This window comes from Spirosoma aerophilum (assembly GCF_054782495.1).
On the sequence record NZ_BAAGSJ010000017.1, the window covers coordinates 655891 to 672568 of the forward strand.

Sequence of the window (16678 nt, forward strand, 5' to 3'; positions counted from 1 at the left end):
TGACTGGATGGCAAAAGATAAGTATGGACAGGTTAAATGTTGTTACTTTTATTAATAAATATGATAATTTATAAATTAACCGTTGCTGAATAAGCTACTATGTGTTGTATAGGTAACAATTAGTTAGTTATTGGGGGTAATTGATTATATTTACATTTCCGTAGAGGCCATTGTTTCATAGAAGTGTTTGGGTTAATCGATTGGCTGGATGGCTGCAGGCGTATACCCATCCAGCTATTGTATTCCATTTGGTACCCGGCAGCACCTGCGGGCTGGCTCACCTGATTCTTCGCTCTATGCAGCCTCATCGACAAGTTGCTCAACTAACGGGCTTCTCCCAGGACGCTCCCGGTAACCGTTCCATTTACCTGTTTTCACCCCTACATAATGACCGGGGGCAACTTGTGGATTTACAACCCATCACGTCTGCCCCCCCGGCTACATTGGCCACAAATTGTTGCTTTTCGGCCTGGTTGGGTCTTCCTTCTTCTTTTTCGCTATCTCCGCTTTGGCAGGCACTGGAGGCAAATCAGATCGGTTGTCTTGACTACCAACTGGCCAGTGGCCTGCCGGGCAAGCTGACTGTAACGCCCGTCTCCGGGCATTATCTGGTCGAGCTGGACGACGCCCCACACCAGCAGCAACTGAGCCAGCTGAGCCAGCGCCTTCAGCTAGCTACCCAGGCTGCCGGGCAGGGGGTCTGGGAGGTGGATATGGAGAAGGATCGCGTCGTTTGGGACGAGGCCTTATTTGCCCTGCATGGCCTTTCGCCCCAGGGAGAAGGCTGGAATTTTGCCGGTTTTCTGTCCACCATTCATCCCGACGACCGGCCGGGGTTTTTAGCCAAAAGTCAGACCGAAATTCAGGGGACAGACTTACATGTATCGAACACGTACCGAACCCTGCACCCTGATGGCCAGATTCGTTACATCAAAACGCAGGGCTGTCTGTTTCGTAACCAGGAGGGGCGACCGGTTCGGATGCTGGGGGTTGCTTGGGATGTGACCGAAAACAAGCTGGCGGAAGAAGCTTTGAGGGAAAGCGAACAGCGCTTCCGCCAGATTGCCGATAATATTGATGAGGTTTTCTGGATTCACTCGGCCGAGCCTTTTCGGATGCTCTACATCAACCCGGCCTACGAGAGTGTCTGGCAACGAACCTGTCAAAGTATCTATGACGATCCGACGTCGTTTATGGAAGGCATCGTAGCCGAAGATAAACCCGTTATGCAAGCCTTTTTTGCCGACTATCAGGCGGGCCATGAGGGGCAAATGGACTATCAACTGGAACGCCCTGATGGGTCCCGCCGTTGGCTGTCGGTCCGCAGCTTCATGGTTCGGAACGACGCGGGTCAGATTACCCGCCACCTGGGTATTGTCAGCGATATTACCAGTCAGAAAGAGACCGAGATGGTCCTGCGTCAGGCGCTGCTGCGGGAGCAAGCGCTCAACCAGCTCAAGTCGCAGTTTGTGGCCAATGCGTCGCATGAGTTTCGGACGCCATTGGCCACCATTCAGTCCAGTGTAGAACTGATCAAATTGTATTTAGCCAAACCAACGGCCACTACTCCGAAAGCAGTCCAAAAGCATCTGGGGGTCATTGAAGCAGAGATCGACCAATTCAATAACCTGCTGCAGGATATGCTGATGCTGAGTACCATTGAATCGGGAAAAGTGCGGTGTCATCGCCAATGGGCGGATCTGGTGGCCCTCTGCCAGCAGGTGCTAACGACCTACTTCAGTAGCCCAACCGATCCCCGGCGGGCAGAATTGCAAATCCAGGGGACGCCGGTCCCGGCCTATCTGGACCCCAGGCTCATGGGGCATGTGCTGATCAATCTGCTAAGTAACGCGTTTAAGTTTTCCTCCGCAGCTGCGCCCCGGGTAGCTGTTGTTTTTCAGCCTGGCCAGGTGGTGCTGTCAGTAATTGATTCGGGCATCGGCATTCCGGCTCGTGAGCTGTCGAACTTGTTTGAGTCCTTCTTTCGGGCTAGTAATGCGGATGGCATTCCCGGAACAGGGTTAGGACTGGTGATCGCCCGTCAGTTTGTCGAACTACAGGGCGGTCAGCTGAGCGTCGAGAGCCAGGAGAAGAAAGGAACTACGTTTCGATTATGGCTACCCATACCGGCTGCCGATGAGGCTCAGGTAAGGGAAATTCAGCCCTTAAGCGGCCAGTAACAGATCGACGTCATAGCCCTCAAATTGACCCAGTACAACCCCGATCGGCTGTAGTGCTGACTCGAAGGGGTTCACTAATGCCGGGAGCGTGTTAGCCAGAAAATCCATCAGCGGGGAGTAGCCATCCATAGGAATCATATTGATGGACTCAAACCAGTTGAGCGAAACAAGCTGAGCGGCCTTCTGATAAGGATGATGAGGGTAGGTAACAAACGCGCTCTGCTGATCGGAGGTAATAAAATGCACATAAACCCATTGAGCTTTGGCAACAAAGGTTGGATATGTATACAAATACAGGCCGGGTTGAGGGATCGTCGTCATCGTTATTTACTGGTTTATACGTTACAATAGATAGAAAGTTTTTTTATGAACCTAGCCGGCCAAAAGCCGGGAAACCATCTCGTCCGCCGGGCTTTTGGCTATGATCAATGTTGTAAAAAGATGATCATATTGGCTAATTCATTGATTTCTTTGTAAAAGTATAAACGCTGCCAGATTCAGCATCTGACAATTGTCAGGCAATTGGATGAGTAAAATCAGGTAGCCGCACCCGTGAACAGAAACGGGTATAATCGGGCTACGGCTGTGGTAAGTCGCTACTTTTTCAACGCAATTACCTTGTAAAAAGCGGGCTTGGGCTGATTCTGCCGATCGAACAGCAGCGGATAATTGGTCCGACCCCGAACGGGCCAGCCATTTAGCCAGGTGTTGCCATCGTTAACACCCCAGAACGTGACGCGGGTTACTTTGTCTTTGTGCTTCAAAAAGAGCTTGAACAGATTCTCGTAATCAGCCGCCAGTTGGGTCTGCACACTGTCGGGCAGACCAGCCGTGTAGGGGTTCGACTGCTCGTTGGCAACCATACGCTGACCCACATCGGCCCCCTGAACGTTTCGGGGCAGCACCTCAATGTCCAGTTCGGTGAACATCACTTTTACGCCCAGTGCCGCGTATTGCAGGATGCTTTCTTCAATGTCTTTGAACGGTACCCGGCCCACGTGCCAATGTCCCTGAATGCCCACCCCGTCGATCCGTACGCCAGCGGCTTTGATCTTTTTGACGAGTTCAATACAGCCCGCCCGCTTTTTGGGTTGCTCATTGTTGTAGTCGTTGTAATACAGTTCCGTTTTGGGCGATGCCTGCTGCGCCAGTCGGAATGCTTCCGTCACGAAATCCTCGCCGAGGTGCTGGAGAAACACGGACTTTCGCATGGTACCGTCTTCGTTCAGGGCTTCGTTCACCACGTCCCACGAATACACCTTACCGCTGTAATGCCCCGCCACCGTCTTGATATGGTCGGCAAAGAACGTCCGAAGCGAATCGGCACTTTTTACCCGCCGGATGAACGACGGCAGTTGACTGTGCCAGATCAGCGTGTGCCCGTTGATCTTGATGTTGTGCTTCTTGCCGAACTCGATCAGCTTGTCGCCCATCGTAAAATCATAGGTATCCCACTTCGGGTGGACCACCTCCGATTTCATGACGTTTTCGGGCGTAGCCATGTTAAACTGACTCGCAATAAAGGCCGTCATGGCCGGGTCGCGTTCTTCGATCTGGGCGTTATTCAGCGCCGTGCCGATGCCGAAATCCTTTTTGAAGGTGTCTTTCAGCGAGGGGATGGTTTGGGCGCAGAGGGTTCCATGCAGTATGGACAGGCTCAGCAAAGCAGTGGCGGTCAGTACCCTTGTTGGGCGAAGTAGAATAGACATAAGGTTTAGGGTAAAATTAGGAACATGAATGCATGCTGGTATACTAAAATAGCTCCCTAAAGGCGTGTTCCTACGTAGGGAGCGGCCCACGGAGGTGTTGTTTCCGTGAGCCATTACCGGTTTTTGTTGAAAGTCGAGGGTATCGTTGCCTGCCATTGGCTGAGGACCTTACGTTGTTTTTGCAGCCGTCCGGCTCTGGTCGGCGAAGTGGGCAGCCAGCACGTCTTTTACCGTATGCCAGTGTATGCCTGCATAGCGATCGTTGTCGAGGAGGCTGGCTTTGCCACGGCCATCGAGCATGTCACGCATGTATTGCATGCCCTGCCAGGCCGGATACACCTCGTCAGCTCCCGGCGCTACAAATCGGGCAATTCGAATCAGCGTACTGAGGATACCCAGGCCACCCAGCTGAACCAGACTGAATGGCTTGCCTGTCACCGCGCTCACCACCGCCGTCAGCTCCCGAATACTGATCTCGTCACCGGCAATGCGCAGAAAACGGGGTGTCGAATCGTCCAGAGCCGCGCTCGCCGTGAATGCGGCCGTATCATCCTTGGTCGTAAAGTCGATGCGCTGATCAGCGTTTCCCCAAACGATTACCCGGTTCAAGCCGAACAGAATAATCGGCATTTGTCCCGTAACCATGTCGGCAAAAGGACCGTTGAAAATTGTCGTAGCGGCAATCGGTGCCTTGTCGAGGTACGCATGGAACTCCCGTCGTAAATCCAGGTTGCGGTTGCGTCCCGCCGGTAGGTTAGTAAAATCAATCGAGTAGTCGGACGGAATGAAACGGGGTACCCGGGCGGCTACAGCGGCATCGAGCAGGATTTTCTGGGCATCGATGACCGTATCCCGCAGGCCCGACAGCGCCGATACAACACAGGAAAGACCCTCACAGGCAGTCGTCACCTCGGCAACAGTCCAGGCCGTCAGTTTGACGACCTGAACCCCCAATTTCTCAAATTCTTGGAGGGTGGCCCTGTTGCTGCTGGCGCGGGCCAGTACGCGAACGTTGGCTCCCCGGTCTACCAAAGCCCGGACAATTCGTTGGCCCAGATCACCCGTTGCACCCGCTATACCTATTATGTTTTTCATATTTTACCTCTCTAACGCCTTCTGACGGGCTGATAACTGGTTTGATTAAGCAGCGATTACTGACGCGGGATACGTGCCATCATCAACACATTCACTGAGCGAATGCCGACGCGCTGAGCCAGATTCGGACAGCGTGGTTGCCGACTTGAGTGTACCCCTTCAGGTGGGGCAACTGGCTCAGTTAGCCGGCATAATTACCTCAAATTACTTCCTACTTGAACAGCACCTGACTAAACTGCATCAGATCGTGCCGCCAGACCGGCCAGGTATGGCCACCGGCGTATTCGCTGTAGTTGTACTTGACACCCATCTCGTCGAACTTCTTCATCATGACCTGACAGTTCTGGTAAGCGATATCTTCTTTACCGCCCATCGAAATCCAAAGGTTCTTGAGGTTGCTGTTGATGGTCGACGCGTTGTCTTTCATGAACGCATACTGTGGGTCGGTCAGTTTGGGGTTGTTGGCGAACCAGCCCGAACTGAACACGCCCAGGTTGGCGAACATATTCGTGTTTTTGATGCCCGCGTACAACGTTTGCAACCCACCCATCGACAGGCCGGCAAGGGCCCGGTTTTTGGCGTCGGTCTCGACCCGGAAATTGCTCTCCACGAAGGGAATGGCGGCCAGTTTTAGTTCGTTTTCAAACGCTTTCAGCACATTCTCGTTGAAACCTGCCAGTCCACCGGCGCTTACGTTACCGTCGAGCATGGCAATCACCATCGGTTTGGCCTTGCCTTCGGCAATCAGGTTGTCCAGAATCATATCTGTTTTACCCTGCGTAGCCCAGCCGCGCTGATCTTCGCCACCGCCGTGCAGCAGGTATAACACCGGGTATTTGTCGGTCGATTTGTCGTAACCCGGTGGGGTGTAGACATACATTTCCCGCCAGCTGTTGGTTGCTTTTGACAGGTATCGTTTGATGCGGATATCGCCGTGGGGTACGTCTTTCAGGGCATAGAAACCAGCGTCTTTGTCCGGTATTTCAATACCGCTCGCCTGACGTCCCATGCCGTAGAATGTTTCGCTGGCCGGGTCAACAACGGCAACCCCGTCGATCAGGACAGAGTAGTAGTGAAAGCCACGACTGACAGAATCGGTGGTGGCGGTCCAGAAGCCGCTGGTGTCTTTCACCATGTCGTATTTCTTGCCGAGGTCGACCTGCACTTTTTGGGCGTTGGGGGCTTTCACGCGGAAAACGACGCGGTTGTCGGGCAGAATCTGCGGGTATTTGGCGTTGCGGATGTTGGTAGCCGCCGGGGTTCCCAGCACGCTGTATTTGGTTAGTGAAGCCACATCGACCGGCTTGAACAGAAATTGCGAGAACATGTACAGGCCGTTTTTCCAGACCTTGAAGTCATGCCCGCCCGGCTCCACGTAGTAGATGTGTGGTACGCTACGCTCGTACAGATAGTCGTGGGTACGTTTGCTGAAAGTGATGAGCCCGTCGGCGTCTCCGCACGAAATCCAGAGCAGCTTCAATTGCTTTTTGGCGGTTTCGGGATTCGGTACCAGTTCTTCGGGCCGTTTGGTGTTGGGGGCCGACGAGAAACCACCCACCCAGGCAAATTTGTCCAGATTGCCCAGTCCGAAATTCAGCGATTGTCCGCCACCCATCGACAGCCCGGCAATGGCGCGGTGTTCGCGGTCGGTGAGCGTCGGGTATTTCTTCTCGACAAACGGAATCAGGTCGTTCAGCAGGTCTTTCTCGAAGGTCGCGAACGCTTCCACTTTGTCTTTCTCGAACACGTTGCCAATGGCCCGGTCGTCTTTCATCGCGCGGCCATTGGGCATCACCACGATCATTGGCTGGAGTTTGTTTTCGGCGTACAGGTTATCCAGAATCACCTGCGGATTGCCGCCTTTCAGCCATTCTTTCTCATCGCCACCGATGCCGTGGAGCAGATACAGCACGGGGTATTTGGTCTTCTTGTTGTAGCCCGGCGGGGTATACACCAGCGCCTTGCGGGTGGTACCCACGGTTTTCGATGGGTAGCTGATCGAGTCCAGCTTGCCGGTAGCAATGCCCGAACGCAGCTGATCGAATCCTTTCGGGCCTTCTTTCTCAATTTTCTGAGCGTAACTGGCAGAGCAAAAAATGCTGAGAGCTGTCGCTAGTAATAGGAGTCGTTTCATAATTCTAAGGTTGGTTGACAGGCCGTTGGGCCAGTATAGTAGAAGTCTTTCGATATTTTACCCCCAACCCCCTGAAGGGGGCTCTGCTTGACTATTCTCAACGTAAGCCCCCTTCAGGGGGTTGGGGGTAGTCGTTTGTAATGCAGTAATCCGTTTATAAAAATACTTTTAATCCTTCAGCAGTGGGTTTACTTCTTAAAAACCAAACTGGCGTACTGCCGCAGTGACCGGCGCCAGGTTTGCCACTCGTGCGACGTACCCGGCGACTCATAGTACACGTGCTTGATGCCTGCTTTCTCCAGTGATTCATGGAAGCCTTTTACGCCGGTATACATCCGCTCGGGCTCTTTGGTGCCGATGCTCACGTACACCAGCTTCATTTTTTTGTTAAACGCGTCGGCATCGGCCCAGGCACCGTCGTAGGCTTGCTTGATGTCGGCACCAGGTTGCAACCGACCCGCTCCGCTAAACCCGCCGATGTAGGCAAACTTGTCGAGATTGGTCATGGTCGTCTGGAACGTCTGGAAACCACCCATCGATAGCCCTGCCATGGCCCGATTATCGCGGTCGGTCAGCGTGCGGAACGACTTGTCGATCATCGGGATTACTTCCTTGACCAGCACCTCGGGGAACACGTTCGCGTTCATGCTGGCGGGACCGCTAACCGTTGTACTAACGGGGCGCGTCGGGTCGGTAGCGTAGCCGCGCTCCATCACCACAATCATGGGCGTTGCTTTGCCCTCGGCGATCAGGTTATCGAGGATAAAGTCCATTTTACCCTGCGTTGGCCAGCCCGTTTCGTCCTCGCCCGACCCGTGTTGCAGGTACATTACCGGGTAACGCTTCTTTGTGTTCTCGTCGTAACCGGGGGGTGTATACACATTAGCCCGGCGCCACGCTTTGGTGATGTCGGAGTAATAATTGACAGAACGTACCTGGCCATGCGGCACATTTTTGGGCTGGTAATAATCCATATCCTTGTCCGGGATATCGATGCCGCTGGCCATGCGGCCCATGCCGTAGAACGTCTGGCTCGACGGGTCGCAGATGGCGATGCCGTCGGCAATGAGCGAGTAATAGTGGAAGCCTTCCACGACTGGCTCCGTCGTGACCGTCCAGAAGCCAGCCGTATCCTTCACCATGTCGTACTTCTTCACCAGGTCAATTTGCAGCTTGCGTGCGTCGGGCGCTTTCACCCGAAATACGACCCGATTGTCGGGCAGGATCTGTGGGTATTTCTGACCCGGAATGTTGGTCGAGGCCGGTACGCCAGCCATTTGGGCGTGTGCCGATCCCGTCAGGATGGCGACCCCAATGAGTAAGGTTAGTAACGTTTTCATTTGTAAGGATTTAGAAATTTTGAGGCATTATTTCCCCTGTGGTGCAATCATCTGGTATTTGCCGCTCAAATGCATCAGGCTGAATACATACAGCAGCCCATCGTAATACGGGTCGAAATAGCCATCGTCGAACGGCTCCAGCTTGGCATTCCAGAGCGCTTTTACAAAGTCCCGGCTGTTGGGCTCCTTGTTGATTAGCGATAGTGTCGCCGATGTAGACACCAGTCCAATCGAGTGGCGAAGTTTTTTTACCGGTCCGGCCTGAAGGATAGTCTCGGGTCTGGAGCCGTCGAGGTTAAATTGGTCTTCATACGTGTCCATGCCTTTCGAGCGCAGAAAATTCTGGAACCGTTTGGCGTAGTCTTCCTGCCAGACTTTGTCTTTGCCCGACCAGGTGTAATCCATCGCAATGTTCATGGGCACCCGCCATGAATCATACCGAAACGCGGAGACCGACCAGCGGGTGTCGTGCGGTTTGCCGCTGAACTCCGTATAATCGGCGTTCAGGCCAGTTACGGGGTGGCAGGCCCGGTGCAGAAACACCCGCGACGTGTCGGCGCATTCTTTGTAAAAGGCTTCGTGCCCGTCTTTGGCGTACAGCACCCAGGCGTCGTAAAAAGCAGGCAGGTGGTAAGACGGATCAGTCCATTTGTAGTTACCGCCTTCGGGAACGAACGAAATCTGTTTGGCGTCGGTGTTGATCAGGTTATAGATGTTGCCGGTGCCGTCTTTCTTCCACATCGCGTCCAGAATTCGCCGGGCTTCGCCGTAATAATTGATACCGGTGTTGTTGCCCCACTTGTTGGCCGCAAACAGCAGACTGGTGATGTAGTACAACTCGCCATCCGACGCCGACCCTTCCGAGTTTTTCTTCATCGTCTGCGGGTTGATACTCCAGGCAAAATACCCTTCCCGTGGCCCGCTCTGGTGTTGCAGGTACTTTTTAGACCACCGCCAGATTCGGTCGAACACGTCTTTTTTATTCAGTTGAACGGCGATCATCATCCCGTACGACAATCCTTCGGTCCGGGCATCTTTGTTCTTCACATCCGACACGTACGCCATCGTATCGCCGACCTCAAAGTAGACCTTATTCGGCCCTTCAAAAACGTCGTGGTACGCTTTCGCCAGCTTCGCATCGATGTCGGCCTGTTTGTAGCCCGCTTCACGGAACAGATTCCGGTAGTTGGGCTGACCGGTCTTTTTGCTCTGCCCCAGAACGATACCCTGGCCACTTAATAACACAGCCACTGTCAGCCAGAAACTGATTTTATATATTTCTTTCATTCGTATTGGTTGTGACATGGATTTGGTCGAGTAACGTGCTGGGGTGAGTCTGTTGAATTAAACCTATAAGGTCTCTTATCAGACCTTATAGGTTTGGCGGTCCAGGCCTACTTAAACAACAGCGGAGCCATCTCGTGCAGGCTACGGCGCCAGGTCAGGAATTCGTGGGCTGTTTTATCCGATACGTAGGCAACGGCATTGTATCCGGCGGCTTTCAGGTCGGTGGCAGATTTGTTCACGCCATCGGGCCGCTCTTTGCTGCCGCAGCTGATGAACACGAGCTTCGGTTTAGCTTTATCCTTAAGATCGTCCGGTGCGTAAACGCCACCGCTCAGCAGGCCGTAATAGCCAAACACCTCCGGCTTGTTCAGCGTGATCGCTTTCGTTTCCATGCCGCCCATCGACAGGCCCGCCATGGCGCGGTTATCCCGGTTGGCCATCGTCCGGAAGTTAGCGTCGACATATGGAATCAGTTCGTCAACGAGCACTGTCTGGAAACCGTCGATTTTGAAATCGCGGATTTTGCCCCACTTCACTTCGTTGGTCATGCCGTAGGTCATCACGATGATGAACGGTTTGGTTTTGCCTTCAGCGATCAGGTTATCCATGATCAGGTTGGCGTGGCCCTGATTGCTCCAGGCCGTTTCGTCTTCGCCCCAGCCGTGTTGCAGATACAGCACCGGATACTTCTTCGACTTTTCTTTTTCGTAGCCCGGTGGCGTGTACACAAACGCCCGGCGGGGTGTACCGGTGCTTTTCGAGGGGAACAGAATCTGCTGTACGTTGCCGTGGGGTACGTCTTTCAGGGCATAGAAATCCTGATCGTGGGCGGGGATCTCAATACCACTTTCCCAACGAACGGAGCCGTAGTAATTCTTGGCACCGGGATCGTTGAACTTCCCACCGTCGATTGTTACGTTGTAATAGTGGAAGCCTTCATCCATAGGCCCTTCGGTGGTGGCGGTCCAGTACCCGTCGGCTCCTTTTTTGAGGATGGTGCCACCCCGTCCGCCGAGGCCCAGGCTCACTTTCACGCTATCGGCTTTCGGGGCATAGATGCGGAACCGGGCATAGCCCTGCGAATTCACCTGCGGGTATTCCTGTCCCGGCTGATTGAGTGAAGAGGGTTTGAAATCCTCCTGAATTGTCTGCGCAAAACTGCTTACGCTGATCATCGTGGCGACCACGAATGAAGCAATTGATTTGATTGTCATTGGTTTATTGGTTTTGGGAATAGAATCATTTAAACAACTGAGGCAAGGTGTTGGCGAGGTACAATTTGCAGTTCATCCAGGTATGCCCACCCGGCACGATCAGCGGTTCTACCTTGATTTTCTTATCCTGAAACATGGCGATGTTCTTCTTCACCGGCTCGTACAGAAAGTCTTCTGTACCGACGCTGACAGTGAACAGTTTCAGTTGGCTGTTGAGCTTGCTGGCATCCGGCGACCAGTTCGAAAAGTTCTTCTGAAACTCCTCGGTAGCCGTGTAGGGGGCATACGAACACACATACGCAAACGTGTCGGGATTGGTCAGGCCGATGTTGAGCGTCTGCCCGCCACCGACCGAGAAACCGGCCACGGCCCGGCCTTTGCTTTCGGTAATGACCGGGTAATTGGCCTCCACAAACGGGACAATGTCGTTGACCATATCTTTCGTAAAATCAGGCATCGGCGCGGGGCGAACGTTTCCGTAGGGCATCACGATCAGCATCGGCTTGGCCTTGCCCTGCGCGATCAGGTTATCGGCAATCAGGTTGGCCCGGCCTACTTTCGTCCACGTTTCTTCCGTGTCGGAACCGCCGTGAATCAGGTACAGCACCGGGTATTTCGTCTTGCCATTCGCGTTGAAACCGGGCGGGGTGTAGACCAGCAGCTGCCGCGTGGTGCCCAACGTACCTGACTTGTAATAGCGGTAGCTAATCTTGCCGTGGGGTACGTTCTGCAACGAATGCACCAGCGGCTGATCGCCGGGTACGTCGACAATGCTCCGTTTGAAACGTTCATTGGCAAAGATGTACGTGTTGCTGGGGTCGGCAATTGACACGCTGTCGACCATAAAGCTGTACGGGTAAATGTCGGGCTTCACCGGGGGCACCGTCACGCTCCAGATGCCCGACGAGTCTTTGGTCATGGCGACGGGTGCCGATAGAAACTCACCCGAAACTGTCACCTTTTTCGCGCTTCGGGAAAAGAACCGGAACGTGATGCTGTGGTCTTTATGCACATCGGGCGAACTGATGGCGGGCGGGCGTTGCTGGGCCAGCGTCGTCAGGGACGAACAGAGGAGCAAGCTGAGCGAAAGAGCGAAAGAGTGCGGGCCACGCTTGGCAAAGAGTGCGGGCCACGCTTGGCAGAGAGTGGAGTAGACCCCGGTCTGTTTCAAAGTCTTCATAGTTCAGAGGGGTTTTAGGGTTGGAATAGCAGTGGCGTGGTGGCAGCAACGTACGTTTTCACGTTCATCCAGGTATGGCCTCCGTCGGTAATCAGGCTTTTGTAATTCAGCTGCTTCGCCTTCAGGTAGTCCATAAATGCAGCTGTGTCTTTGTACAAAAAATCCTCTTTCCCCACGCTAACCCACAATAATTTTAATTTCTTGTTGGTATCGGTTGGGTTGGTAACCAGTGGTTTGTAGTCCCGCTCCATTTCTTCCGGCGACAGGTACGAACTGTAGGCGCACACATACGCAAACTTGTCCATGTTGCTGAAAGCCGCCCGGAGCGTTTGTCCACCCCCGCGCGAGAAGCCGCCAATGGCCCGGCTCTCGCGGTTAGGAATAGCCCGGTAGCTTTTCTCGACGTACGGAATGACGTTGCTCACCAGATCCGTCGTGAAGTCGTTGGCCCGCTTCACTGCATCGGCCCCATCGCGAACGGTTGGGTCGGCGGGTTTTGCCCCTCCTTTTTGCTCAGCCACCCGAGCCGCGATGTTGCCGTACGGCATCACGATGATCATCGGTTTCACTTTGCCTTCGGCCAGCAGATTGTCCAGAATCAGATTCGTTTTGCCGACTTTGAAGAATGTCTCTTCGGTGTCCGTCGTGCCGCTGATGAGGTAATAGACCGGATACTTCTTCGACGGATTTTGATCGTAACCCGGTGGCGTATACACGACCAGCGAGCCCGTTGTTCCTTCCATCGACGGGTAATACTCGTAGTTGATCGACCCGTGGGGTACGTCCTTCATGGCGTGAACCAGCGGTTGATCGCCGGGTATGTCGACCAGGCTGGCTTTGAACCGCTCGTTGGGGAAGAACGCGACGTTGGCGGGGTCCATCACGGATACGCCATCTACCCGAAAGTTGTACGGGTAAATGTCTGGTTTAACGGGCCCGACCGTCACGCTCCAGATGCCCTGCGCATCTTTTGTCATGGCAACGGGGGCTTTCTCGAACTGGGCGCTCAGTTCGACCGCTTTGGCCTGCGGGGCCTGATAACGGAAGGTCACTGTCTTATCCGCGTTTACCTGGGGTGACACCACCAGCGGACCACGGGGCGGCTGACCAACGGCCAGTCCGGTTGCCAGCAGCCATACTGACCAGCCGAGCAGCAGAAGTCTTCGTGTTTTTGTGTGCATAGCTACGTTCAGAGAATGACACTGAAGACAGTGTCGGGTTTGAGGAAATGGGTACTCGTCTAGGGCTTACTGGAATAATTTCTGAGCAATGGTCGACAGGTAGAGCTTGCAGTTCATCCAGGTATGGCCACCGTCAGAAATCAGGGTTTCGTGTTTGATCTTTTTCTCGTCGAGCACCTTCAGGTAGTCGTTGATGACCGGGTACAGGCCATCGTCTTTCCCAACGCCGATCCAGAATAGCTTTAGCCGCTGATTGGTTTGGGCGGGGTTGGCAAAAGCCGTGGCGTTGTTGCGATCGAACTCCTCTTTCAGCATGCCGGGTGCAAAGCCGCACACCCAGCTAAACAGGTTAGGGTTGTTCAGACCGAGGTAGAGTGTTTCGCCACCACCGCCCGAAAAACCAGCAATGGCCCGGCTGTCTTTATCCTTTTTCACCCGGTAGTTCTTCTCGACAAACGGGAACAGGTTGCCCATAAAATCTTTCTTGAATTCCTGCAGATTATCCCAGTTGCGGAGGCTCCCCGACGATTTGCTGATCACCGGATAGGCCCGCCCGTAGGGCATGACAATGATCATCGGTTTGGCCTTGCGCTGCGCAATCAAGTTGTCGAGAATGATGTTGGCGCGGCCCACTTTTGTCCATGTTTCTTCCAGATCCGTGGTGCCGTGAAGCAGGTACAGCACCGGGTACGTTGATTTTGTGTCAGTTTCGTAGCCGGGTGGCGTATAGACCACCACAGGCCGTTGTCCCAACTCGGGCGAGGTATAATACCGGTATGACAGCGTGCCGTGAGGTACGTTCTGAAGGGTATGTACCAGGGGCGTTGAACCGGTTATCTCGACCACGCTGTTCTGAAACCCTTCGTTCGGGAAGATCGCTGAGTTTTTGGGATCGGCTACCGAAATACCATCCACCACAAACGAATACGGATACATATCCGGCTTTACGGGGCCGACCGTCACGCTCCAGACACCCTGCGGATCTTTGGTCATGGCCACGGGAGCCTTCTCGAACTGAGCATTCAGCTTCACCTCTTTGGCGGCCGGAGCCTGCAACCGAAACGTAACTGTATTATCGGCGTTTACCTGGGGCGAGACTACGACCGGGCCTCCCGGTGGCTGGGCTAATGCCCCGGCATACAGGCTAATCAGGGCCCAGAAGAGCCAGAATCGATGGAGTAATTGTTGTTTCATGGTTGGTTTAGGGTTTTAGGTTTTCAAAAACCTATAAGGTCTCTAAGACCTTATAGGTTTGGGTTACTCACTGGGTAATCACATCTACTTCCGAGTAGCCCGATGCTGATCCCTCCTGGGTGTTTTTCAACGCGCGGAGTTTAATGTATCGGGCTTTGGTCGGCGTAAACGGTTTGGTTTGCCAGAACGGGCTGTTTTTAATGTTGGAAAATTCGCCTTCGCTGACCCGTTTCCAGGTTTTGTTATCGGCCGACACCTCAAACTCGTAGTGGGTAATGATGCTGGCCTCCTCCCACCAGTTCTGGGCGGGCAGGTACCGGAAACCGACCAGATTTTCTTCCTTCCCCAGATCGATGACCAGATCGGCGGGCATGGCCAGGCTTTTGGGTTGTTGCCAGGACGTGCCGGGGTTGCCGTCCAGTGCCTGATAAGCTGATTTGGCGTCGGTACTCAGGATTTTCCAGTTACTGCGGGCGACGTCGAATTTTTCTTCACTGACGACGCTGCTTTGTTTCGTGAAGGGGTTGTAAGCAATGGCCTTCAGGTCAACTTTACCGCCACTGGTTTTCACCGGAGTCGTGTATTTAGTCGCTTTCGCCGTTGGGGTGCTGCCGTCCAGCGTGTAATACAGTTCCGATTCAGTGTCGCCCGGCTTGATCTGAATGTCGCCCGCCTGATTGCGGGTAATGACCGGGGGCGACAGAATCAGAGGGGCATTGTACACCGCCAGATTTGAGATCAACGGGCTGCCTTTGGCGTCAAGAATTGTCAGGCGCAGTTGCGTGGCCTCGACGGTCGGGAAACGCAGAATACGTTTATAGCCAATGGTCGTTTGTTTGTCAATCTCTTTCCAGTTACCATCAACCAGAGCCTCGACTTTGAATGATTTGACCCGTTGCCCCAGGCGAATGGGCTCCTGCACCAGAAAGCGATTGAACGTCGTGGGTTTATTGAAGTTCAGCGTCAGCGATGCCCTGCGCACATTATTATCCGTGCCCCAAAAGCTCTCCAGATCGGCATCAATGGCTTTGCCGGCGTCGTATGCCGCGCTTTTCCCGCGTACCTCGGAGGCCGTTACTTTCGCATTTTTAGCCAGATTTACGGCAAAGGCTTCTTTCCTCGCTTTGGCGAAGACCTGCACGGCTTTTTCGTCTAACTCGTGAATCAGGCCGTTGGGCATGATCGGAAAATTGAGCAGTAACGTCCCGTTCCGACCGATGGAATTGTAATACGTGTCCATCAGTTGGGGCAGCGTTTTCACCTTACGGTCTTCCCGTTCATGATAGAACCACTCGGGCCGGATGGAGGTATTCACTTCGCCCGGCACCCAGGCATTGCCGTTTTCGACGCCGTGGCGTAACATCTCCTCTGGCACGTCGCCGGTCGCATTCAGTAAGCTCCAGTTGGTTTCGCCAACGTACCCGGCCTCGGTACCTACCCAGCGCAGGTCGGCCCGGTCGCCCCCGTCGTTCCAGATCACGATGTTGGGCTGGAGCTTCCGCACGAGTTTGTAGGTATTCGGCCAGTCGTAGTATGTTTTGGCGTCGATTTTGCGCGTCTCGTTGGCTCCACCGTAATAGCCCGACCCACCGTTGGCGCCGTCGTACCAGACTTCAAAAATGTCGCCGTAGTTGGTTAGCAGTTCGGTCAACTGGTTGCGGAAGTAGGTGATGTACTCGGGCTTGCCATAGGCGGCATGGTTCCGGTCCCAGGGCGAGAGGTACACCCCGAACTTCAGGCCATATTCTTTGCAGGCAGCGGCCAGTTCGCGCACGATATCCCCCTTTCCATTGCGCCAGGGCACGTTCTTGACAGAATAGTCGGTGTATTTTGACGGCCAGAGGCAGAACCCGCTATGGTGTTTGGCCGTAAAAATGATGCCTGTCATCCCGGCCTCCTTGCAGATACGCGCCCACTGCCGGCAATCCAGTTTCGTTGGGTTAAACAGCTTCGGGTCTTCGTTGCCAAGGCCCCAGGCCATGTCGGTATAGGTGTTGATCGAAAAATGAATGAAGGCGTAATACTCCATTTTCTGCCAGCGCAACTGATTCGCACTCGGAAGTGGCCCAACGGGTTGGGGCGGAGCTAGCTGGGCAAATCCGGAAAGACTTGTCAGCAGACAGAGCGCCAGTTGAACGAATATGGATGTGGGGGTCAGTGTCAT

Annotated in this window: 12 protein-coding genes; 1 reads left to right on the plus strand and 11 read right to left on the minus strand. The window is 53.9% G+C overall.

From position 1 onward, the window contains the following. Positions 1-296: 296 nt before the first annotated feature. On the plus strand, positions 297-2180 hold the full coding sequence (locus ACYVK4_RS25010) for a sensor histidine kinase (RefSeq protein WP_461130300.1): 1884 nt from the start codon (positions 297-299) through the stop codon (positions 2178-2180). Here ACYVK4_RS25010 and ACYVK4_RS25015 read toward each other — a convergent pair. From ACYVK4_RS25015 to ACYVK4_RS25065, 11 genes are all read right to left on the minus strand, one after another. Next, positions 2166-2501 carry a hypothetical protein gene (locus ACYVK4_RS25015; protein ID WP_461130301.1) on the minus strand — a complete coding sequence of 112 codons (336 nt, stop codon included), beginning with the start codon at positions 2499-2501 and terminating at the stop codon, positions 2166-2168. The genes ACYVK4_RS25010 and ACYVK4_RS25015 overlap by 15 nt on opposite strands. Before the next feature lie 275 nt (positions 2502-2776). Next, on the minus strand, positions 2777-3889 hold the full coding sequence (locus tag ACYVK4_RS25020; protein WP_461130302.1) for an endo-1,4-beta-xylanase: 1113 nt from the start codon (positions 3887-3889) through the stop codon (positions 2777-2779). A gap of 168 nt (positions 3890-4057) precedes the next feature. Next, positions 4058-4984 (minus strand): NmrA family NAD(P)-binding protein, encoded by a 927-nt coding sequence (locus tag ACYVK4_RS25025; RefSeq protein WP_461130303.1) that lies wholly within the window; start codon positions 4982-4984, stop codon positions 4058-4060. A gap of 211 nt (positions 4985-5195) precedes the next feature. Beyond that, entirely contained in the window at positions 5196-7118 is a 1923-nt protein-coding gene (locus tag ACYVK4_RS25030; protein WP_461130304.1) for an alpha/beta hydrolase-fold protein, read from the minus strand. Positions 7119-7306: 188 nt separating this feature from the next. Next, entirely contained in the window at positions 7307-8458 is a 1152-nt protein-coding gene (locus ACYVK4_RS25035; protein WP_461130305.1) for an alpha/beta hydrolase-fold protein, read from the minus strand. A gap of 27 nt (positions 8459-8485) precedes the next feature. Next, entirely contained in the window at positions 8486-9745 is a 1260-nt protein-coding gene (locus tag ACYVK4_RS25040) for a glycosyl hydrolase family 8 (protein WP_461130306.1), read from the minus strand. Positions 9746-9852: 107 nt separating this feature from the next. Next, positions 9853-10959 (minus strand): alpha/beta hydrolase-fold protein, encoded by a 1107-nt coding sequence (locus tag ACYVK4_RS25045; protein WP_461130307.1) that lies wholly within the window; start codon positions 10957-10959, stop codon positions 9853-9855. A gap of 25 nt (positions 10960-10984) precedes the next feature. Then, positions 10985-12139, minus strand: coding sequence for an alpha/beta hydrolase-fold protein (locus tag ACYVK4_RS25050; RefSeq protein ID WP_461130308.1), 1155 nt, complete (start codon positions 12137-12139; stop codon positions 10985-10987). Positions 12140-12153: 14 nt separating this feature from the next. Further along, positions 12154-13320 (minus strand): alpha/beta hydrolase-fold protein, encoded by a 1167-nt coding sequence (locus ACYVK4_RS25055; protein WP_461130309.1) that lies wholly within the window; start codon positions 13318-13320, stop codon positions 12154-12156. Between the two features lie 66 nt (positions 13321-13386). Continuing rightward, the gene (locus ACYVK4_RS25060; protein ID WP_461130310.1) at positions 13387-14514 is read right to left on the minus strand and encodes an esterase; all 1128 of its coding nucleotides are present in this window, start codon (positions 14512-14514) and stop codon (positions 13387-13389) included. A gap of 67 nt (positions 14515-14581) precedes the next feature. Further along, the gene (locus ACYVK4_RS25065) at positions 14582-16678 is read right to left on the minus strand and encodes an alpha-L-fucosidase (protein ID WP_461130311.1); all 2097 of its coding nucleotides are present in this window, start codon (positions 16676-16678) and stop codon (positions 14582-14584) included.

Excerpts from the sequence above, each read along its gene's own strand:
- ACYVK4_RS25010 (WP_461130300.1), top strand. The coding sequence starts at position 297 with ATGCAGCCTCATCGACAAGTTGCTCAACTAACGGGCTTCTCCCAGGAC.
- ACYVK4_RS25050 (WP_461130308.1), bottom strand. The coding sequence starts at position 12,139 with ATGAAGACTTTGAAACAGACCGGGGTCTACTCCACTCTCTGCCAAGCG.
- ACYVK4_RS25040 (WP_461130306.1), bottom strand. The coding sequence starts at position 9,745 with ATGAAAGAAATATATAAAATCAGTTTCTGGCTGACAGTGGCTGTGTTA.
- ACYVK4_RS25060 (WP_461130310.1), bottom strand. The coding sequence starts at position 14,514 with ATGAAACAACAATTACTCCATCGATTCTGGCTCTTCTGGGCCCTGATT.
- ACYVK4_RS25020 (WP_461130302.1), bottom strand. The coding sequence starts at position 3,889 with ATGTCTATTCTACTTCGCCCAACAAGGGTACTGACCGCCACTGCTTTG.
- ACYVK4_RS25065 (WP_461130311.1), bottom strand. The coding sequence starts at position 16,678 with ATGACACTGACCCCCACATCCATATTCGTTCAACTGGCGCTCTGTCTG.
- ACYVK4_RS25030 (WP_461130304.1), bottom strand. The coding sequence starts at position 7,118 with ATGAAACGACTCCTATTACTAGCGACAGCTCTCAGCATTTTTTGCTCT.
- ACYVK4_RS25045 (WP_461130307.1), bottom strand. The coding sequence starts at position 10,959 with ATGACAATCAAATCAATTGCTTCATTCGTGGTCGCCACGATGATCAGC.
- ACYVK4_RS25015 (WP_461130301.1), bottom strand. The coding sequence starts at position 2,501 with ATGACGACGATCCCTCAACCCGGCCTGTATTTGTATACATATCCAACC.
- ACYVK4_RS25055 (WP_461130309.1), bottom strand. The coding sequence starts at position 13,320 with ATGCACACAAAAACACGAAGACTTCTGCTGCTCGGCTGGTCAGTATGG.
- ACYVK4_RS25025 (WP_461130303.1), bottom strand. The coding sequence starts at position 4,984 with ATGAAAAACATAATAGGTATAGCGGGTGCAACGGGTGATCTGGGCCAA.
- ACYVK4_RS25035 (WP_461130305.1), bottom strand. The coding sequence starts at position 8,458 with ATGAAAACGTTACTAACCTTACTCATTGGGGTCGCCATCCTGACGGGA.